The 17,589-nt window shown below is 60.3% G+C and carries 20 protein-coding genes; 11 read left to right on the top strand and 9 right to left on the bottom strand.

The window, feature by feature from the left end:
• Window positions 1-918, top strand: a complete 918-nt coding sequence (locus RGCCGE502_RS25910) for a PhzF family phenazine biosynthesis protein (RefSeq protein WP_016557172.1) — start codon at window positions 1-3, stop codon at window positions 916-918.
• Here RGCCGE502_RS25910 and RGCCGE502_RS37535 read toward each other — a convergent pair.
• Window positions 915-1,079, bottom strand: coding sequence for a hypothetical protein (locus RGCCGE502_RS37535; RefSeq protein WP_016557171.1), 165 nt, complete (start codon window positions 1,077-1,079; stop codon window positions 915-917). The genes RGCCGE502_RS25910 and RGCCGE502_RS37535 overlap by 4 nt on opposite strands.
• A gap of 173 nt (window positions 1,080-1,252) precedes the next feature.
• Between RGCCGE502_RS37535 and RGCCGE502_RS25905 the strand changes: the two genes are divergently transcribed.
• From RGCCGE502_RS25905 to rcdA, 3 genes are all read left to right on the top strand, one after another.
• Window positions 1,253-2,533 (top strand): MFS transporter, encoded by a 1,281-nt coding sequence (locus RGCCGE502_RS25905; protein WP_016557170.1) that lies wholly within the window; start codon window positions 1,253-1,255, stop codon window positions 2,531-2,533.
• 20 nt (window positions 2,534-2,553) lie between these two features.
• Window positions 2,554-2,745 carry a DUF1192 domain-containing protein gene (locus RGCCGE502_RS25900; RefSeq protein ID WP_016557169.1) on the top strand — a complete coding sequence of 64 codons (192 nt, stop codon included), beginning with the start codon at window positions 2,554-2,556 and terminating at the stop codon, window positions 2,743-2,745.
• A 376-nt stretch (window positions 2,746-3,121) separates the two neighbouring features.
• Window positions 3,122-3,637 carry a protease adaptor protein RcdA gene (gene rcdA / locus RGCCGE502_RS25895; RefSeq protein ID WP_016557168.1) on the top strand — a complete coding sequence of 172 codons (516 nt, stop codon included), beginning with the start codon at window positions 3,122-3,124 and terminating at the stop codon, window positions 3,635-3,637.
• 82 nt (window positions 3,638-3,719) lie between these two features.
• Here the strand turns inward: rcdA and RGCCGE502_RS25890 are convergent, their stop codons facing one another.
• Window positions 3,720-4,190 carry a nucleoside deaminase gene (locus RGCCGE502_RS25890; RefSeq protein WP_016557167.1) on the bottom strand — a complete coding sequence of 157 codons (471 nt, stop codon included), beginning with the start codon at window positions 4,188-4,190 and terminating at the stop codon, window positions 3,720-3,722.
• Window positions 4,191-4,359: 169 nt separating this feature from the next.
• Entirely contained in the window at window positions 4,360-4,581 is a 222-nt protein-coding gene (gene rpmE, locus RGCCGE502_RS25885) for a 50S ribosomal protein L31 (protein ID WP_016557166.1), read from the bottom strand.
• A 192-nt stretch (window positions 4,582-4,773) separates the two neighbouring features.
• Between rpmE and RGCCGE502_RS25880 the strand changes: the two genes are divergently transcribed.
• The 3 genes from RGCCGE502_RS25880 to RGCCGE502_RS25870 all read left to right on the top strand — a co-directional run bounded on the left by RGCCGE502_RS25880 (window position 4,774) and on the right by RGCCGE502_RS25870 (window position 7,494).
• Window positions 4,774-6,576, top strand: a complete 1,803-nt coding sequence (locus tag RGCCGE502_RS25880) for an ABC transporter transmembrane domain-containing protein (RefSeq protein ID WP_016557165.1) — start codon at window positions 4,774-4,776, stop codon at window positions 6,574-6,576.
• A 148-nt stretch (window positions 6,577-6,724) separates the two neighbouring features.
• Complete coding sequence (locus RGCCGE502_RS25875; protein ID WP_016557164.1) at window positions 6,725-7,168, top strand: hypothetical protein; 444 nt, start codon at window positions 6,725-6,727, stop codon at window positions 7,166-7,168.
• A gap of 137 nt (window positions 7,169-7,305) precedes the next feature.
• On the top strand, window positions 7,306-7,494 hold the full coding sequence (locus RGCCGE502_RS25870) for a YegP family protein (protein WP_007527415.1): 189 nt from the start codon (window positions 7,306-7,308) through the stop codon (window positions 7,492-7,494).
• 29 nt (window positions 7,495-7,523) lie between these two features.
• Here RGCCGE502_RS25870 and RGCCGE502_RS25865 read toward each other — a convergent pair whose 3' ends face one another.
• Complete coding sequence (locus RGCCGE502_RS25865; protein WP_016557163.1) at window positions 7,524-9,170, bottom strand: FAD-binding dehydrogenase; 1,647 nt, start codon at window positions 9,168-9,170, stop codon at window positions 7,524-7,526.
• Between the two features lie 219 nt (window positions 9,171-9,389).
• Between RGCCGE502_RS25865 and RGCCGE502_RS25860 the strand changes: the two genes are divergently transcribed.
• Together RGCCGE502_RS25860 and RGCCGE502_RS25855 are read left to right on the top strand one after the other, a co-directional pair.
• Window positions 9,390-9,728: a YciI family protein gene (locus tag RGCCGE502_RS25860; RefSeq protein ID WP_016557162.1), complete on the top strand. Its 339-nt coding sequence runs from the start codon at window positions 9,390-9,392 to the stop codon at window positions 9,726-9,728.
• Between the two features lie 7 nt (window positions 9,729-9,735).
• A complete protein-coding gene (locus tag RGCCGE502_RS25855; RefSeq protein ID WP_016557161.1) occupies window positions 9,736-10,986 on the top strand; it encodes an RNA polymerase sigma factor in 1,251 nt (416 codons plus the stop codon).
• A 2-nt stretch (window positions 10,987-10,988) separates the two neighbouring features.
• Here the strand turns inward: RGCCGE502_RS25855 and RGCCGE502_RS25850 are convergent, their stop codons facing one another.
• The 3 genes from RGCCGE502_RS25850 to RGCCGE502_RS25840 all read right to left on the bottom strand — a co-directional run bounded on the left by RGCCGE502_RS25850 (window position 10,989) and on the right by RGCCGE502_RS25840 (window position 14,025).
• Entirely contained in the window at window positions 10,989-12,020 is a 1,032-nt protein-coding gene (locus RGCCGE502_RS25850; RefSeq protein WP_016557160.1) for a peptidoglycan -binding protein, read from the bottom strand.
• A gap of 3 nt (window positions 12,021-12,023) precedes the next feature.
• Entirely contained in the window at window positions 12,024-13,124 is a 1,101-nt protein-coding gene (locus RGCCGE502_RS25845; RefSeq protein ID WP_016557159.1) for a hypothetical protein, read from the bottom strand.
• A gap of 100 nt (window positions 13,125-13,224) precedes the next feature.
• The gene (locus tag RGCCGE502_RS25840; RefSeq protein ID WP_016557158.1) at window positions 13,225-14,025 is read right to left on the bottom strand and encodes an inositol monophosphatase family protein; all 801 of its coding nucleotides are present in this window, start codon (window positions 14,023-14,025) and stop codon (window positions 13,225-13,227) included.
• 214 nt (window positions 14,026-14,239) lie between these two features.
• Between RGCCGE502_RS25840 and RGCCGE502_RS25835 the strand changes: the two genes are divergently transcribed.
• On the top strand, window positions 14,240-14,818 hold the full coding sequence (locus RGCCGE502_RS25835; protein WP_016557157.1) for a TetR/AcrR family transcriptional regulator: 579 nt from the start codon (window positions 14,240-14,242) through the stop codon (window positions 14,816-14,818).
• 72 nt (window positions 14,819-14,890) lie between these two features.
• Entirely contained in the window at window positions 14,891-15,631 is a 741-nt protein-coding gene (locus tag RGCCGE502_RS25830; RefSeq protein WP_016557156.1) for a 3-oxoacyl-ACP reductase family protein, read from the top strand.
• Between the two features lie 106 nt (window positions 15,632-15,737).
• Here the strand turns inward: RGCCGE502_RS25830 and RGCCGE502_RS25825 are convergent, their stop codons facing one another.
• Together RGCCGE502_RS25825 and RGCCGE502_RS25820 are read right to left on the bottom strand one after the other, a co-directional pair.
• On the bottom strand, window positions 15,738-16,820 hold the full coding sequence (locus RGCCGE502_RS25825; protein WP_016557155.1) for a tetratricopeptide repeat protein: 1,083 nt from the start codon (window positions 16,818-16,820) through the stop codon (window positions 15,738-15,740).
• 10 nt (window positions 16,821-16,830) lie between these two features.
• Window positions 16,831-17,484 carry a thiamine phosphate synthase gene (locus tag RGCCGE502_RS25820; RefSeq protein ID WP_016557154.1) on the bottom strand — a complete coding sequence of 218 codons (654 nt, stop codon included), beginning with the start codon at window positions 17,482-17,484 and terminating at the stop codon, window positions 16,831-16,833.
• Window positions 17,485-17,589 lie beyond the last annotated feature (105 nt).

The following is a 17,589-nucleotide window of genomic DNA, read 5'->3' as shown; positions in this document are numbered from 1 at the left end:
ATGAAAACCGTTGCCTTCACGACCGTCGATGTTTTCACCTCCACCCGTTTCGAAGGCAATCCGCTGGCTGTCATGACGGACGCGCGTGGTCTGACCGATACCGACATGCAGAACATCGCCGCGGAGTTCGGCTATTCGGAGGTCACCTTCGTGCTGCCGCCGGAGGATCCCGCCAATACCGCCCGTATCCGTATCTTCACGCCGACCATGGAGGTGCCCTTTGCCGGCCATCCGAACGTTGGTACCGCCTATGTGCTCGGGCGGCAGGGCGAGGTGTTCGGGCGCCCCACTGGAGAGAAGCTGCGCTTCGAGGAGAAGGCGGGCCTCGTCGAAGTTGACCTAAAGCGGGACCGTGGCGAGGTGCTGTCCGCATCCATTCGCGCGCCGAGACCGCTTGCTGTCGGCGACACAATCTCGGAGCACACCGTTGCTCGCTGCATCGCCATCGAACCAGACGAAATCCGCGTATCTACGCATGAACCTGTTATCGCATCGGTTGGGCTGAGTTTCGTGGTTGCCGAACTCGCGAGCCTTGCCGCCCTCGGCCGCGCCCGACCGAACCTTGCCTATTTTCAGGATGCGGCCGGGTCGACCCTTGAAGGCAACCACGACTTCTCGCTGTTCGTCTACGTGCGCTCGCAGGAAAATCCGTGGATGATCCGCGCACGGATGTTTGCGCCACTCGACAACGTGCCCGAGGATCCGGCGACCGGCAGCGCCTCTGCTGCACTTGGCGCCTACCTCGTTTCGCTGGAGCCGGATGCGAATATGAGCGTTTCGCTGACCATAGAGCAAGGCGTCGAGATGGGACGCCGCAGCCTCATCGGGATCGATGTGGTCAAGCAGGACGGGACCGTCACCGACGTAACGATTTCCGGCAGTTGCGCGCCCGTCATGCGCGGCGAAATCGCGTATTAAACGAACAAGTCGCGCCCGATCAGCGCCAGCGCCCATATTGCGAAAGCGATCAGCGCGATCTTCCAGAAATCCATGCGCCGACGTAGCCCCGGGACACCCAGCGGCTTGATCAGCTGGATCGCCATCGCCAGGATGAGCAGCAGAGCGATCAGCTTCGTCATGTCTTTATTTTTCCATCTCTTCTGATTGTCACAGGACGGACATTTTTTCGCGTCACGACTGCAATTATTCATGCCGTAGCGGCATTTGGGGGCACAATCAATCTTCTCGAGGCTGGGCGACACTCGCGTGTTGCCATATGTCCTTTGACATTCAACGCATAGAGTCTGGGTATATGAAAAGAAATCTGCTGTCCGTCGCCTCACTTCTTTTCGGGACGCTCTTTCTCTTCATGGGCAACGGCTTGCAGGGCATCCTGCTTCCAGTGCGTGGCAACCTGGAAGGTTATGCAACGACCACCCTCGGGCTGCTCGGCACGTCCTGGGCGGCCGGCTTCGTCATCGGCTGCCTTGTTGCCCCCAAACTGGTGCGCCGTGTCGGCCACGTTCGCGCCTTCTCCGGCTTCATTGCGATTATCGCGATTATCGCGCTCGTAAGCGGTATCATCATCCATCCGGTCTGGTGGGTCCTGTTGCGCGCCGTCACCGGCTTTGCGACCGCCGGTACGTCGATGATCATCGAGAGCTGGCTGAACGAGCGCGCCACCAACGAAAGCCGCGGCGCGATCTTCTCGCTTTATATCTCCATCACGCTCTTCGGCGTCGTGGCCGGCCAGATGATGATTCCGCTGGAGGATGTGCGCACGCCCGTGCTCTTCATGATCTGCGGCATCTTCTACTGCATCGCGATGCTTCCGACGACGCTCTCGACCGCGGCCTCGCCACAGCCGCTGAAAGCCGTCAAGCTCGATCTGCCGGCCCTTTACCGCAACTCTCCCGTCTCTTGTCTTGGCATTCTCCTCGTCGGTATCGCCAACGGCGCCTACGGTACGCTGGGCGCCGTCTTTGGTGCTGGCGCTGGCCTGTCCGATACCAGCATCGCCATCATGATGAGCTCCACGATCTTCGCCGGTGCCGTGATGCAACTGCCGGCCGGCCGCCTCTCGGACCGTATCGACCGTCGCTACGTACTGGCGGCAATGTCGGCGATTGCCGCTCTCGCCGGCCTGCTGCTGGCGATCCTGCACCCCGACTCGCCCTACTTCATTATCGGTCTCGTCGTTCTCTATGGCGCCGTTGCCAACACGCTCTATCCGATCGCCGTTGCGCACGCGAACGACTTTGCCTCCGCCGAGGACTTCGTAAAAGTCTCCGGCGGGTTGCTGCTCCTTTACGGCATCGGCACGATCATCGGCCCGACCATCGGCGGTCCGGTGATGTCGATGATCAACCCGCACGCCCTCTTCCTGGTGACGGCGATCGCCCATGTGCTGATCACCGCCTATGCCATCATCCGCAGCCGCATGCGCGCCGCCGTTCCGGTCGGCGATCGCGACGCCTTTACCACAATTCCGACGGCCACATCGCAAACGCTGACGCCCGAAAGCATGTCGCTTGCCGATCGCGGAACCGCCAAGACTCCCGAAACCGGCGATCCTGCCCTAAAATATAACTGAGGCAGAAAAGGGAGGAGCACATGAGCTTCATCGACGACGACCGGCCGCAGAAAAAGGTTGCGCATGAGATCGGTGGCGATCTCTCGACCGTCTCGGTCGACGAATTGAGATCGCGCATTGAGCTGCTCAAGGCCGAGATCGTGAGAATTGAAACTGAGGTGGCCAGCAAGACCTCGACAAGATCAGCGGCGGAAAGCCTCTTCCGCTCCTGATCGGCGGCTGGCTAAAGCAGCAAACCATGCTTCCGTAAAGGACTAAACTGGGACAGGTTTAAGCGGCCATTAAGCTTTATAAGGTATTACTGTACTCATCCAGATCTTCTCTGGATCTCAGACAGTTTTCCATGCGGTGAATTGGTCTGATTTTTCTCCCTGTTTTACCTTGAGAGCCGCTTTTGCGGCTCTTCTTTTTTATTGCGTTGGGGACCATTTCCATGAAACTGTGGAAGTTAACCCTTTCTTAAGAAACGCCTTGCGCAATTCCGCTAAAGCTACCATCTTAAAAGCATAAAGAGCGGCCGGAGAAACTTTTTCCCTTCGGCTGACGTTACCTGACCATAAGTAGATGCGTGCAACAGGGACTATTTAAATGTCAGAGCTTGGATTGAACACGATCAGTTTTGCAGGTCGCGCTGCCTCATCCTCGCAGTTCAAGACACTGTATTCGGAAGGCATGTCGCTGGTTGAAGAAACCGCCGCCTATCTCGATGGCCAGGGTCGCGCAGCCTCGAAGGTTCTGCCGCGCATGGCATCCGTTCTGTATGCCGCTGAGTCGATGCGCCTCACCACCCGCCTGATGCAGATGGCGTCCTGGCTGCTGCTGCAGCGCGCTGTCAACAATGGCGAGATGTCACGCGATCAGGTTCTGGCCGAGAAGAACAAGGTGCGGCTCGACGGTTTCAACGTCGATCGCAACGCGCCGGGCTGGGGCGACCTGCCGGAATCCTTCCGCGATCTGATCGAACGTTCGCTGCGCTTGCAGAACCGCGTCGCCCTGCTCGATCGCGAAATCTACCGTCCGGCCGAAGCCCCGATCGTTCCTGACAACCAGAATAGCGTCCAGGCTCAGCTTAGCTTGCTGCAGACGGCTTTCAGCAACAACTAAGCCGCCTCGATACCGCATTCATGAAACCGGCTGCGTCGTGCGCGGCCGGTTTTTCTTTTGCGCGCCACGGGCATTCAGCCCGCTACGTTTTACCCAGATGCTTTGGCCAGAATTCCTGATGGACGGCAGCAGCTTCGCCTTCTATGTTCGGGCCATCGACGGCGATAATGCGCGCGCCGGTTTCCAATATTGCCCGGCTCGGAACGTTCAGGCCTATCCCGGCAATCTCACCCAGTCGCGTCTCGGAGCACGCAAACACCATGCGCCCGATCCCTGACCAGTAAATCGCCCCTGAACACATCGCACACGGCTCGGTGCTGGTATAGAGAGTGCAATCTGTCAGGAAAGCAGCATCGTACTTCTGCGCAGCGAGCTTGATCAGGTTCAACTCGGCGTGGTTCGTCATATCGCGGCCGGTGAATACGCTGTTTTCGGCGCGCAGAATGACCCTGCCGTCCTTAACCAGCACTGAGCCAAACGGCTCGTCACCGCGTTCCATCGAAGATTTCGAAAGCGCGATCGCTTCTCTTAGAAACGGCTCGTGGTTTTCCATCCCAGTCCCCTTCAAAGCTGGAGCTGGATGATCTTGTCTTGGATCGAACGGATTTCCAAGAGGCCGTAACGTATTCAAGAAGGGAAACAGTGTCGCGGCAACCACCGAAAGCACGCAATAAAAAACCCCACCGAAGTGGGGTTTTTCAAATTCTGCCATCCAGCAGCGATTAGAGGCCGAGGCCGCCGAAACGCTTGTTGAACTTGGAAACGCGGCCGCCACGGTCCATGAGCTGCTGGTTGCCACCAGTCCATGCCGGATGCGACTTGGAGTCGATTTCGAGGTTCATGACTGCGCCTTCAGAACCCCAGGTCGAGCGGGTTTCGTATTCAGTGCCGTCGGTCATGACTATCTTGATCGTGTGATAGTCGGGATGGATATCTGCCTTCATAACAATCTTCCTGCGAAGCAACGTCCAATTTGACGCATATTCGTTGCGACAAGAGGACCGATTGAATAAATGAAGCCGCAGACGCAAAGGCTACGGCTTCCCATTAGGATGGGCTGCCTATACATGAAGGCCGGCAGGATAACAAGAGCCATCAGCCGCGGTTAAGCGGTGTTGTAGGGGATCGGAGACGAATTGGCATACGCGGGTCAAGCAGGGGAAAAGAAGTCGCGATCGCTGAAGCCGCTAGGCCGGCTTACGCCCTATGTCGTGCGCTATCGCGGCCTGGTCGCCGGCGCTCTCGCTTCGCTTGCGCTTGCGGCGGTCACCTCGCTCGCCCTGCCGCTTGCCGTCCGCCGCATGATCGATCACGGCTTCACGCAGGCCGATGGCAGCTTCATCAACAGCTACTTCCTCATGCTGATGATCATGGCGGTCGTGCTGGCCGTCGCCAGCGCCCTTCGCTACTACTTTGTCATCACGCTTGGCGAGCGGGTCGTCGCCGACCTTCGCCGTGATGTCTTCAGTCACGTGACACGACTATCGCCGGCCTTCTTCGACATCAATCAGTCCGGTGAGATCGTCTCTCGCCTGACGGCAGATACGACGCAGATCAAGTCGGCCGTTGGTGCCACGGCCTCTGTGGCTCTGCGCAACCTCATCCTCTGTCTCGGTGCGATGGGCATGATGATCGTGACCTCTCCAAAGCTGTCCAGCCTGGTGATCGGTGCGATCCCGCTGATCGTCTTCCCGCTCGTCGGCTTCGGCCGCTCGGTACGGAAACGCTCTCGCTTTGCTCAGGATACGCTGGCCGATGCCTCCGCGTTCGCCAACGAAACGATCGCCGCCAGCCGCACCGTCCAGGCTTTTGGCGGAGAAGACGCTGCGGCGGACCGTTATGGATCGGCCGTCGAAACGGCCTATGCCGCCGCCCGTGCCGCGATCCGCTCACGCGCCCTGCTGACCGGCATCGCCATCACGCTTATCTTCGGCAGCGTCGTTGCCGTCCTCTGGGTCGGAGCCCACAACGTCCTCGCGGGCACACTCTCTGCGGGCACGCTCGGCCAGTTCCTTCTCTACGCCGTCATCGCCGCCGGTTCCCTCGGAGCCCTGTCGGAAGTCTGGGGCGAGCTTTCGCAGGCCGCGGGTGCTGCCGACCGGCTGACGGAACTGCTCGACGAGGTTTCTCCGATTGCGGCGCCGGCAGCGCCTGTTGCGCTGCCTGCTCCTGCCCTTGGCCGTGTGCAGTTCAGTAATGTGCACTTCGCCTATCCATCACGCCCCGAACGATCGGCGCTGCATGGCCTGAGCTTCGACGTCGCTCCCGGCGAGACCGTTGCGATTGTTGGTCCCTCGGGCGCCGGCAAAAGTACAGTCTTCTCTCTGCTGCTCCGCTTCTATGACCCGCAGCAAGGCTCCGTGACGGTCGACAGTGTCGAAGCAACCAGCACCGATCCCGACGAGCTGCGCAAACGCCTCGCGATCGTGCCACAGGATGTCACCATCTTTGCGGCTTCGATTCACGACAACATCGCCTTCGGTCGTCCGGAGGCTACGCGCGAAGAGGTGCGTGCCGCCGCGATCGCCGCCCAGGCCGACGAATTCGTTGCCCGCCTGGAGAAGGGATACGACACGGAAGTTGGCGAGCGCGGCATCACGCTCTCCGGCGGCCAACGTCAGCGGATCGCGATCGCCCGTGCCATCCTGAAAGACGCACCAGTGCTCCTGCTCGATGAGGCGACTTCGGCGTTGGACGCCGAAAGCGAAACACTTGTGCAAAAGGCCCTCGATGGGCTCATGACCGGGCGCACGACGCTTGTCATTGCTCATCGCCTCGCCACCGTGCTGAAGGCTGACCGGATTCTCGTTATGGATCAAGGCCGCGTTGTCGAGGAGGGAACGCATCAGACCCTCATTCGTGATGGCGGCATCTACGCCAAGCTTGCCAAGCTGCAGTTCGAAACTGGCGCCGGCGATTTTCTCGCCGCCGTGAAGTGATCATCGAATTACACGCCCCCTCTCAGCGAGCAGCCTGCGACGGTTGTATCGACGTGTAATCTTTGCGTGTATATTGACATGATACACGCAAAGATTACACTCGGTTTCATCGACAGATTCATGTCGCGGCACTCTGAGGGAGGCTCTGGTGAATTCGATAAATTTTGCCGATATGCTGATCGTACTCGTCGCCATCGCCGTGGTGATATCGATGCTGCTGTGCTACCGCTCGCTCCGGGAGGCCCACGATTGGTCGCTGACCGACGCCCTGTCTGAGGAAGTCGAGTTGACGAAAACTGACGCAGCCGGAACCCCCATCGACGCCGCTGGCATCCCCCTCGCCGCAGGGCAGCTCCCACTAACCATCACGATGATGAAAGCGAGTTCGAGCCGTTTCATCGCCCTTGTCGGAACCGTCGCAATACTAATGCTATACGTCGGTTTCGGCCTCGCCTGCCTTTATCGCTTTGCCAGCGTCAACGAGATACCCGACATGACGAAGGCGGCGAACTTCTTCTATTCCGGCCTCGTGCTTTTCGCGCCATACCTGATTAACAAGTTCTCGTCGGTCTTCTCGATCTTCAAGCCGTGATACCAGCGATTTCCTTTGCAGGACCCGTCAGTCGCGTCGGTTGCAAAGCGCGCAAATATCCCGATGGAATAGTTGCGTTTTTTGTTCTACGCTGCGGCTGTAGATAGGACAACATCCTGATTCCGGGAGAAAAATCGATGTATAAGTTCGAAGTTTACAAGGACAAGGCTGGCGAGTTCCGTTTCCGTTTCAAAGCGCCGAACGGCGAATCCATGTTCGGCTCCGAAGGCTATAAGGCCAAGGCATCGGCGCTGAGCGCCATCGAATCCATCAAGAAGAATTCTCCCGGCGCAGAAGTCGTCGACACGACGAAGGCTGAGGCCTGACCCATCAGGCGGCGCCAAAAGCGCCGCCTCTACACTGCTCGTCCGGCGACCCTGCCGGAAAAGATGCAACCGCCGAGGAAAGTTCCCTCGAGCGCATTGTATCCGTGCATACCCCCACCACCAAAACCTGCTACTTCGCCCGCAGCATAAAGCCCTGGAACAGGATCACCGCCATGGCCGATCACGCGCGCGGATAGATCCGTCTCCAGACCACCCAGCGACTTGCGTGTCAGGATGTGCAGTCGCACGGCAATGAGCGGCCCAGCCCGCGGGTCAAGCAGCGCGTGCGGCTTCGCCGTGCGCATCAGTCGATCGCCGAGGTAGCGTCGCGCACCGCGAATCGCGGTGACCTGCGCATCCTTGGAAAAGCCGTTGGCGATCTCCCGGTCACGCGCCTCGATCTGCGTCCTGAGGCGGCTCGCGTCCACACGCTTCTCGCCGGTCAGTCCGTTCATACCATCAACAAGCGCTTCGAGCGTGTCGCGAACGATGAAATCCTCGCCCTTATCCATGAACGCCTGAACCGGCCCTGGCGGCTCCTTGCCCAACCGCTTGAGAAGCAGGCGAAGGTCCTTGCCCGTAATGTCAGGATTCTGCTCGGAACCCGAAAGGGCAAACTCCTTCTTGATGATTGCCTTGGTGAGGATGAACCAGCTGTAGTCGTGCCCGGTCGCGCAGATGGTTTTCAGCGCTTCCAAGGTATCGAAGCCTGGCATGGCAGGCGCAGCAAAGCGGTTCCCATTGGCATCACACCAGAAGGAGGAGGGACCCGGCAGGATACGTATCCCGTGATTGCGCCAGATGGGATCCCAGTTCTTCAGCCCCTCCGTATAGTGCCACATTCGGTCCGAATTGATCTCGCGGCCACCTGCACGTTCAGAGATCTCGATCATTCGACCATCCACATGGGCAGGCACGCCAGCGACCATATCGGCCGGGGGCCGTCCGAGTCTGTCTACCGGCCATCTCCTGCGCACCGCGTCGTGATTACCCCCGATACCTCCTGATGTGATGATCGTCGCATCGGCCCGAACCTCGAAGAGTCCCGAAAAAATACGGTTCGTCTCCCGCCCTCGCACGGAGTCGTCGGGCTGAAGGACGGTGCCGCGGGCGCCGCAGACGATACCATCCTGAATAAGGATATCATCCACCTGATGCCGGAACAGAAACGTGACAAGGCCCTTCGCCTCCGCCTCGCGTACACGGAGAATGAACGGCGCAAGCACAGCAGGCCCGGTTCCCCATGTCACGTGGAAGCGTGGCACGGAATTTCCGTGGCCGTGCGCCAAGCCGCCTCCCCGCTCCGCCCAGCCGACGACCGGGAACCAGCGCATGCCCTGCTGATAAAGCCACGAACGCTTTTCGCTTGCGGCGAATTCGAGATAGGCTTCCGCCCAGCGGCGCGGCCAATAATCTTCCGGCCGGTCGAACGACGCTGACCCCATCCAATCCTGGCGTGCCAGGCCAAGGCTGTCGCGGATGCCCATCAGCCGCTGTTCCGGGCTGTCGACGAAAAACAGTCCGCCCAGCGACCAGAACGCCTGCCCGCCAAGGCTCTGTTCGCCTTCCTGCTCGACGATGCAAACCTTCCGCCCGCGATCCGCGGCCTCCGCTGCCGCCACCAGCCCGGCAAGACCCGCGCCGATGACCAGCACATCGCATTCAATCAAAAGCATTCTCCCCCAAAATCTCCGCGAGCCTACGCGGAGCCCCGCTCACCGACAACGCCACTTTTTCGTCGCCAAGATTTTTTCCGCCGAATGTCGAAATGAGCTGATGTCACGTCTCATTGTATCGGAACGGTTTTCCGCCGATCCCCGAACGTTGCAGCTTTTCAGTTTTGGTTCTTAGATGCCTGCACGCCGGTCAACGCAACGAATCTGGAGGAATGCCACATGCAATACGCGCTCATCGTTCGTGAATCATCGCGGGATTTTGCCCGCCGCACCGACCCCACCTATCGCGACGGCTGGATCGCCTACACGCAGGCCCTGATTCAGGCCGGCATCATGACCGGCGGGGCCGGCCTGACCGCACCCGAGACCGGCACGGTGGTGCGACGCAAGGGCGAGGATCACGATGTGCAGGACGGCCCCTACCCTGAAGGCAAGGAACAGTTGGGTGGCTTCTATTTGATCGACGTGCCGGATTTCGATACGGCGCTCGAATGGGCGACCCGGGTCCCGGTCTCTGCGGAAGGCTCGGTCGAGGTTCGCCCTCGTCTTCAGATGTGAGGCGGGCATGACCGTCGAAGCCGAGCGCGCCGCCGAAAGGGTGGCGCGCCAATCCTATGGCAAGTTGGTCGCCTTTCTGGCGGCCCGCTCCCGAGATCTCCCCGCCGCCGAGGATGCGCTGTCGCAAGCGCTCATCGATGCCCTGCGTGTCTGGCCGGAGCGCGGCATTCCCGACAGGCCGGAGGCGTGGCTGCTGGTCGCTGCGCGGCGCAATCTCATGCAGGGGACGCGCCACCGAAGTGTCCAGAAAAATGCTCGCCCGACCATCGCCCTGGCCTTCGAGGAGGCAGAGGCGAGGATGAACGACGCGACCGCCGAAGCATTTCCCGACGACCGCCTCAAGCTGCTTTTCGTCTGCACCCATCCGCAAATCGACAAGAGCGTCCACACGCCGTTGATGCTGCAAGTGGTCCTCGGCATTGACGCAAAAGCAATCGCCCAAGCCTTCGTCGTATCTCCGGCTGCAATGGGACAGAGGTTGGTCCGGGCCAAGGCGAACATTCGCGATACCGGCATTGGATTTGCTATACCCGATCGACGCACCGTGCCCGAGCGTCTATCCGCCGTGCTCTCCGCAATCTACGCCGCCTACGGGCTTGGTTGGGACGATCTCGATGGCGCCGATGGCGGTCGTAGCGCCCTTTCCAACGAAGCCATCTGGCTCTGTCGCGCGTTGCTTTCGATGTTGCCCGACGAACCGGAGGTCATTGGACTACTTGCCTTGATGCTCTATTGCGAGGGCCGGCGTGCCGCGCGACGCAATGCCGAAGGTGACTACGTCGCGCTGGAACAGCAGTCGACGGACCGCTGGAATGCGATCATGCTTGCCGAAGCTGACGCGCTGCTTCGCAAGGCAGGTGCGGCCAACCGCTTCGGCCCGTTCCAGTGCATGGCCGCCATTCAGTCCGTACATGCTGCGCGTCGTCAGACAGGCATGACGAATTGGGACGCTCTCGTAACCTTCTATGACGCGCTTCTGATGATGCAGCCAACAGTCGGCGCCCGCGTCAGCCGTGCTGCCGTCCTCGGCCGCACCAAAGGTGCCCAAGCCGGGCTGGATTGCCTGGCCAGCATGGATGCAAAGGAAATCAAAGCCTATCAACCCTATTGGGCCGTTCGCGCGCATCTGCTGACCGAAGTCGAGAATTATCGGGAAGCGGAGACCGCCTACCTCTCGGCAATCGGCCTCAGCGACAGCCCCGCCGTGCGGGGATTTCTCCTCTGTCGCCTCGCGAACGTTCGATCGGGCGTCGCATAAACCTACTTTTCGGTCAGCTTCAGCTCGATACGACGGTTGGTGGCGCGCGCCTCCGGCGTGTCGCCTGGGGTGATCGGCTGGAACTCGCCGAAACCAGCCGCGACAAGGCGGTCGGCCGGCACGCCGCGGGAGATCAGGAATTTGACGACCGAAATCGCACGCGCCGACGACAGCTGCCAGTTGTCGATATAGCGTCCGGTGCCGGCGAGCGGTACGTTATCCGTATGCCCATCAACACGCAGAACCCAGTTGATCTCGGGCGGGATTTCCTTGGCGACGTCGAGAAGCGCTGTTGCAAGCTTTGCCATCTCGACCTGCCCATCCGGATTGAGATCAGGGCTGCCCGAAGGGAACAGCACTTCCGACTGGAAGACGAAGCGGTCACCGACGATCCTGATGTTCTCGCGATCAGACAGAATCTCGCGCAGGCGCCCGAAGAAATCGGACCGGTAACGGTTAAGCTCTTGCACGCGTTGCGCCAGCGCGACGTTGAGGCGCCGACCGAGATCGGCGATCTTTGCCTGCGAGCCCTGGTCCTTCTGCTCGGACGCCTGTAGGGCCGCTTCAACAGCGGCGATCTGGCTGCGCAACGCGGCGATCTGCTGGTTCAGAAGCTCGACCTGGCTCATCGCCCGGTCGCTCATCTGCTTCTGCTCATCGAGTTCTTTCGTCAGGTTGCCGACACGCGCTTGCGCGGCGCTCTGGCCGCCCGAACCGGCGTCAAGGAGCGCCTTCAGACGGGATTGCTCGCTTTCGGCCGACGCCAAGGACGCCTGCAAATTCGCGACGCTATCCTCGAGGTCCTGCTTGCTTCCCTTCTCCAGGGCCAGAAGCTGCGTCAACTCGTTGATTTGGCTATTCAGACGGTTGAGCACTTCATCCCGGCCGGTAATTTCGCGGCTCAGTATATATTGGCCGACCACGAAGACGGTCAGCACGAACATGATTGAGATCAGCAGCGTCGACAATGCATCGACGAAACCTGGCCAATAGTCTATCGCGCGCTGAGGGCGACGATTGCGGGCGAGAGCCATGGCTTACTTGCCCTCGGTCTTTTCGGTTTGCGGCACGCGTTGAGAACGTTCGCTCGATCCGTGCTTTTCTTGCGCGCCGATCCGCTCGGCCAGGCGATCCAGCGTACGGCGCATCGCTTTTGTCTCGTCCTGTTGGGCCTCGATCCAGTCGCGCAGCATTTGCTGCTCATTGCGCATGTTCTTGACCAAGCCCTGAATTCCTTCGGCAAGGTTAGCCATCGCCGCAACGGACCTCTGGGTTCCGCCGCTGCCCTCTTCCGAGATCCTGCGCATATATTCCGAAAGCGCGCGAACGTCGTCCGGCGAGACTGCCGAGTTGGCGCCGATGGCAGGCATGGCCACGTCGGAGCCGACATCGGTCACCGACGAAAGCCAGTTTTCGAGCTCCATATAGAAACGGTTCTGCGCCCGGCCTGCCTGCAGGTCGAGGAAACCCAGGATGAGCGAGCCGGACAGACCGAGCAGCGACGACGAAAACGCCTGGCCCATGCCCGAAAGCGGCGTCGAGAGCCCTTCCTTCAGTGCACCGAGTACATCGGTCGAGCCGTTCGCGCCCGCGTCGAGCGTCTGAATGACCGAACTGATCGAGCCGATCGTGCCGATAAGACCCCAGAACGTACCGAGCAGACCGAGGAACACCAAGAGGCCGATCAGGTAGCGCGACACGTCACGCGATTCATCGAGGCGATTGGCAATGGAATCGAGAATGGACCGGAATGCCGCGGTCGAAATGCCTGCCGAAGCGCTGCGGTTGCCGATCAGAGTCCGCATCGGCGCGAGCAGCTTCGGGTTGCGGCCGACCTTGTCGGCGCTGCCCGCAGCACGGAATGAATTGAACCACCGCACTTCCGGCCTGAGCGACAGCACATGGCTGAAAACCAGGATGATGCCGACGGCCAGGACGCCGAGGATCAAACCGTTGAGGCCGGGATTGTGCATGAAGGCAGTCTGGGCTTGCCGGAATAGAATGGCGGCAATGAACCCGACGATGATCAGAAACAGCAACATCGTCCAAAGAAACGGCATCGGACTGGAAAGTTTATAGCTGTAATTGCCCGTGGTTTTTTCGGTCGAGCCGAACTCCGCCACATTCACATTTTCCATAGGTTCCGCAGCCTCCGGATTCATTTCAGCCGGAGACTAGAGCAACATTGCGCCGAATTGAAGTATGCGGGAACGAAAACCGTGTCTTTACAACAGCGATTTACCGCGCGGGAACCGGACGCTTGGCTACTTCAAGTAGTGCCTTCTGAATATATTCGTTGCCCGCGACAACCGAACCGGTTTCGAGAATGGACGAACCGCCATCCCAATCCGAGACGTAGCCGCCGGCTTCGCGGATAAGGAGGATGCCCGCCGCAATATCCCAGGCTGACAACGCCGTTTCCCAGTAACCGTCGAAGCGACCAGCGGCCACATAGGCAAGATCAAGCGACGCCGCGCCCATGCGGCGAATACCGGCAACTTCCCCCATCACGTGGCGAAGCTCGACAAGGAACTTGCCGTGATTGCCGCGACCGAGATGCGGGACACCGCAGGCAATGACGGAGTCCGAAAGCACGCGCCGAGCGCCGACGCGCAGCCGGCGATCGTTCAGGAAGGCGCCGCCGCCGCGCTCGGCGGTATAGAGTTCGTCTGTTGCCGGATTGAAGACAACGGCGGCAACGATCTCGTTGTTGCGCTCAAGCGCGATCGACACTGCAAACATCGGGATGCCGTGCAGGAAGTTGGTCGTGCCGTCGAGCGGATCGACGATCCAGCGATGCGCGCCGTCCGTGCCCTTGATCTCCTCGCTCTCCTCGCCGAGAAAGCCGTAGGTGGGGCGCGCCTTCAGGAGCTCATCCTTAACGATCTTCTCCGCCTTGCGGTCGGCATTGGAGACGAAGTCACCCGGGCCCTTCACCGAAACCTGCAGGTTCTGTACTTCCCCGAAATCACGCCCCAGCGATTTGCCTGCCTTGATGGCAGCCTGAACCATGACATTGAGGAGAGCTGAACGAGCCATGTGAGTACTTTTCCTTGAGCGAGAATACGGTACGCGCTGTCAGGGCGGGATGGGTCCCTGATCGCCAGATAGGGCAGCGCTTATAAGATTGGCGGCCTCAAGACCACAAAATAGGGAAAATTTCAAGAGGAGACCGCCGGGTCGCCTATCACCGACACAAATGACCGCAATAATATTCTGGACAGAGCAATCTAGAATCGCTATTTGTGCGTCCATGGCTAGGCACAAGGAATTCGACAAGGACAATGCTCTCGATGCCGCGATCGGCGTCTTCGCTCAGCATGGCTACGAGGGAAGCTCCACCGACGCCCTGCTGTCGGCGATGAAGATCAGCCGCCAGAGCATGTACGATACGTTCGGCGACAAGCGCAGCCTCTATCTGCAGGCTCTGAAACGCTACAATACCGCCAGCATTCAGCGGATCATCGCCGACATGCAGGACAGCGACCAGCCGCTTGACGCGCTGGAGGGCGCCCTCCTTGCCTTTGCATCGAGACCAACGTCGGAGGCGTCAAAGGGCTGCCTTGGTGTCAGCGCGATTTGCGAGTTCGGCCGGACCGATACCGAGGTGTCGCTTCTGACCGACAGCGCCTCCACCGTGCTGGGCAAGGCAATCCATGCGGTCCTCGTGGACAGCCGGAAGAAAGGGCAGCTTTCGGTCGAAATCGACCCCGAGGCCGCTACCCAGTTCCTCGGTGCTACGCTCTCCGGCATGAAGGTCAGCGCCCGCAACGGCGCCAGCCCCGAAACGCTGCGCGCCATCGCCGGTCTCGCTATCCGTAGCCTACGATAACAGATCGATCGAAGAAGGATGGCTTTCCATGTTCAATTCTAGACTAAACAGTCCAATAAGGAGAAAATCAAGATGACCAAACCACTTGAAGGAAAAGTCGCAATCGTGACAGGCGGCTCGCGCGGGATCGGCGCGGCGATCGTGCGGAGACTGGCTGCGGATGGCGCCTCGGTCGCCTTCACCTTTGCCAACTCAAAAGACAAGGCCGACGCGATCGTCAGTGAAATCGAGGCGAAGGGCGCCAGGGCATTTGCAATTCAAGCCGACAGCGCCGACGCGGCTGCGGTGCAAAAAGCCATCGACGCGGCCGTCGACCATTTCGGCACACTCGACATTCTCGTCAACAATGCAGGAATCCTGTTGCTGAGCAGCCTGGAAGATTTCCCGCTTGAGGACTTCGATCGCATGTTTGCAGTCAACGTCAGAGCGGTCTTTGCCGGCACGCAGGCGGCGGCAAAACACATGCAAGACGGCGGCCGCGTCATAAACATCGGCAGCGTGGCGGCCGAGCGCAGCGGCTTTCCGACGTCCTCCGTTTACAGCATGACCAAAGGCGCTGTCGCCGCCATGACACGTGGCCTCGCACGCGATCTCGGTCCGCGAGGCATCACCGTCAACGCCATTCAGCCCGGCCCAACAGAAACCGACATGAATCCTGACCCGCATTCAAACGACATGTTGAAGGGCTTGATGGCACTCGGCCGCCTCGGGGAGGATCGAGAAATCGCAAGCTTCGTGGCCTACCTTGCAAGCTCGGAAGCTTCCTTCATCACCGGCGCCGGCCTGACGATCGACGGTGGCTATCTCGCCTGAGCAATGCCGGCGGCCCAGGCCGCCGGACGTTCAAAACTTCGGCTGCGTGATCAGGTCCTCACGGGCAATCTGGTCGAAGACCTCTTCGCACACGCCCTCTTCTAAATTATTGGAACCGGCGGAACTTGTTGGCGGCGTCGATGGCCGCCTTCTGCTGGTCTTCCTCGATGCCGAGGTAGAAATCTTCCAGCGCCGGGTCAGGCAGGCCGGCGCGACGGGATAGCACATACCATTTCGCGGCCTCGACCGGGTCCGGCTTGGTACCGAGGGCGTTGATGTAGAGGTGCGCCAGCTTGTTTTGAGCCACCACGTTGCCGCGATTGGCCGCAAGCCGCAACCATTGGAAACCCTTGACGAAATCGCGCGGTCCATTCTGGCCGTTGACCAACCAGATGCCAAGATCGACCTGGGCAGTGTCGTAGCCCGCATGCGCAGCGCGTGCCATCCATTCGCGGGCCAGCTGCTTCTTTTCTTCCGGCAGGTCGGGCAGCGAGGCGTAAATCTGGGCCACCGCATACTGCGCGTCGGCGATGCCCTGTTCGGCAGCCCTCTCGTAGTACGGCAGTGCGAGCTTCAGTCCCTTGTCACCCGGATTATCGGCCGTCAGGATCTGGCCCCAATTGAACTGTGCAGACGAATTTCCGGCGTCGGCCGCCTTGTGCATATATTCGTCGGCCTTGGCCTTATCGCGTTTGACGAACCGCCCCTCGATCAGCATCAGCGAATACTTGAACATCGCCGCAGGGTCGCCGCCTTCCGCACCCTTGCTGTACCAGAAAGCTGCGTTCTTCATGTCGCGCTTGACACCCAGACCGTCCGCCAGGAGTTCGCCCATCAGCGTCTGCGCGGCCGGATCGCCGAGCTGGGCGCGCGGCAGAGCTCTTTCCATCGCCGTGAGATAGTAGCCGCGTTGGTAGGCGCCATAGGCCTCGTCAACTTGTCCCTTATAGTCCTTTTCCGGTGGCAGATCGGGCAGCTTGGCGCCCATGCGGTCAAAGACCCCGACGCCCGTCGATGGACCAGTGCCGTCTGCCTGGGGCCGTCCTGTCTTCAGTGTCTCCGGGGCGGTCGAGAGCGGCCGCGTCACGACGTTGTCGACCGTCTGAGCGAAAACGCCATGCGTCAGCCCCGCCAGGATTACGACGGCAAAGACAGCGGAAACGCGCAGGGAGCGGGACAGGATCGGCATGTGCGCGATATCAATCCTCAAACCGTGGCGCTTTTTCGTCCAACAGCGCATTGACCTCGGCGACGATGATTGGCGCACGTCCGGCGTCGCCGAAAACCGCAAGCCGTAGCGCCACGAACTCAGCCCCAGTCTCCGCCACCGCGAGCGCGGAAGCCGGATCCGTGCCACCCATCACGATGCAGGGAATCTCGATCATGGATGCCCACCACTCACCGAGTGCGAGGTTCTTGGGATGCGCCTCCGGCTTGATGTCGCCGTCGAGCTTGCCGAAGAAGATATAATCCGGGCGCTCCTCGCCAATCTCCAATGCATGATGCCGGTCGGCGGCATTGCCGCCGCCGACGATCAGCTTGTCGGCATACTTGTCGATCGCTTCAGAAATTTCGCTGGCCGGACCGGTCAGATGCAGGCCATCCGCCTTGGTGCGCCCAACAACGCGGCTGTCGCCCGCAAGTAGCGCTGCAGCGCCCGCGTGCTGGATGATTGGAACCAGCTTTTCTGCGTGCTTCTGAAACTCGCCATCGTTGAGACCGTATTGCGGCACGATCACCGAGGCGACGTCACCGCCCTTCAAGGCATCGCCGACGACCTTTGCCTGCTCATCGGCATCGGCAAGGTCGGGAGCAATCAGGACTAGGCGGCAGCGGTTTTCCGGTTCGGTCATGAACTCTTTCCATTTACAGCGGAACAGGCCGTTTTGCGGCCGATCTGCACTCGTCCTGTGTGAGTAATTCCGTTAGACGGGGCTGGCAAGGGGAGGATTTTCAAA

It is taken from the genome of Rhizobium grahamii CCGE 502 (assembly GCF_000298315.2).
In the GTDB taxonomy this organism is placed as follows: domain Bacteria; phylum Pseudomonadota; class Alphaproteobacteria; order Rhizobiales; family Rhizobiaceae; genus Rhizobium; species Rhizobium grahamii.
This window is presented reverse-complemented; position numbering and strand designations above follow the sequence as displayed.

What these genes read in the sequence shown, in the direction of transcription:
- RGCCGE502_RS25910 (WP_016557172.1), top strand. Translation starts at nt 1, where the DNA reads ATGAAAACCGTTGCCTTCACGACCGTCGATGTTTTCACCTCCACCCGT.
- RGCCGE502_RS37535 (WP_016557171.1), bottom strand. Translation starts at nt 1,079, where the DNA reads ATGACGAAGCTGATCGCTCTGCTGCTCATCCTGGCGATGGCGATCCAG.
- RGCCGE502_RS25905 (WP_016557170.1), top strand. Translation starts at nt 1,253, where the DNA reads ATGAAAAGAAATCTGCTGTCCGTCGCCTCACTTCTTTTCGGGACGCTC.
- RGCCGE502_RS25900 (WP_016557169.1), top strand. Translation starts at nt 2,554, where the DNA reads ATGAGCTTCATCGACGACGACCGGCCGCAGAAAAAGGTTGCGCATGAG.
- rcdA (WP_016557168.1), top strand. Translation starts at nt 3,122, where the DNA reads ATGTCAGAGCTTGGATTGAACACGATCAGTTTTGCAGGTCGCGCTGCC.
- RGCCGE502_RS25890 (WP_016557167.1), bottom strand. Translation starts at nt 4,190, where the DNA reads ATGGAAAACCACGAGCCGTTTCTAAGAGAAGCGATCGCGCTTTCGAAA.
- rpmE (WP_016557166.1), bottom strand. Translation starts at nt 4,581, where the DNA reads ATGAAGGCAGATATCCATCCCGACTATCACACGATCAAGATAGTCATG.
- RGCCGE502_RS25870 (WP_007527415.1), top strand. Translation starts at nt 7,306, where the DNA reads ATGTATAAGTTCGAAGTTTACAAGGACAAGGCTGGCGAGTTCCGTTTC.
- RGCCGE502_RS25865 (WP_016557163.1), bottom strand. Translation starts at nt 9,170, where the DNA reads ATGCTTTTGATTGAATGCGATGTGCTGGTCATCGGCGCGGGTCTTGCC.
- RGCCGE502_RS25860 (WP_016557162.1), top strand. Translation starts at nt 9,390, where the DNA reads ATGCAATACGCGCTCATCGTTCGTGAATCATCGCGGGATTTTGCCCGC.
- RGCCGE502_RS25855 (WP_016557161.1), top strand. Translation starts at nt 9,736, where the DNA reads ATGACCGTCGAAGCCGAGCGCGCCGCCGAAAGGGTGGCGCGCCAATCC.
- RGCCGE502_RS25850 (WP_016557160.1), bottom strand. Translation starts at nt 12,020, where the DNA reads ATGGCTCTCGCCCGCAATCGTCGCCCTCAGCGCGCGATAGACTATTGG.
- RGCCGE502_RS25845 (WP_016557159.1), bottom strand. Translation starts at nt 13,124, where the DNA reads ATGGAAAATGTGAATGTGGCGGAGTTCGGCTCGACCGAAAAAACCACG.
- RGCCGE502_RS25840 (WP_016557158.1), bottom strand. Translation starts at nt 14,025, where the DNA reads ATGGCTCGTTCAGCTCTCCTCAATGTCATGGTTCAGGCTGCCATCAAG.
- RGCCGE502_RS25835 (WP_016557157.1), top strand. Translation starts at nt 14,240, where the DNA reads ATGGCTAGGCACAAGGAATTCGACAAGGACAATGCTCTCGATGCCGCG.
- RGCCGE502_RS25830 (WP_016557156.1), top strand. Translation starts at nt 14,891, where the DNA reads ATGACCAAACCACTTGAAGGAAAAGTCGCAATCGTGACAGGCGGCTCG.
- RGCCGE502_RS25825 (WP_016557155.1), bottom strand. Translation starts at nt 16,820, where the DNA reads ATGCCGATCCTGTCCCGCTCCCTGCGCGTTTCCGCTGTCTTTGCCGTC.
- RGCCGE502_RS25820 (WP_016557154.1), bottom strand. Translation starts at nt 17,484, where the DNA reads ATGACCGAACCGGAAAACCGCTGCCGCCTAGTCCTGATTGCTCCCGAC.